Genomic DNA, 401 nt, shown 5'->3' on the forward strand with positions numbered 1-401 from the left:
CTTGCTGTAAATCTGGTAGCACTTACTTAAATTGCTCACACGGATAGCCACATCATCTTCCGAGGAGCGCTTCAACAACACTACGTTAGGATCAAACGTATTATTCCCAGAAAATTCAGAGGACATCAGCAAACCCCTTTCGTGTTTTCTGGAACCAGGCAAACCCTAGCCACGCAAAAATCAATGCCCCTCCAAGATAAAAAATCAACAATAAATAATTCGGTTCGTTCCCCCAAACTAAAACCTCTCTTACTTGTTCAATAATGGGCACAAGAGGGTTCATTTGCATAATCACTTGGTAATCTTCAGGGAGGGATGATACAGGATAAAATATTGCAGATAGAAACATGAGCATAGTAATCACCACACCGATCACCTGTGATATATCACGCAAATACACG

General features: G+C 41.1%; 1 protein-coding gene. It reads right to left on the bottom strand.

Annotated features, from left to right (window positions below; genetic code table 11):
* Window positions 1-115 precede the first annotated feature (115 nt).
* Window positions 116-401, bottom strand: a 286-nt coding sequence (locus tag AC3XQU_RS23120) for an ABC transporter permease (protein WP_489876496.1), incomplete at its 5' end; no start/stop codon positions are given.

The sequence above is a fragment of the Telluria sp. AZSoR62 genome (genome assembly GCF_058111565.1).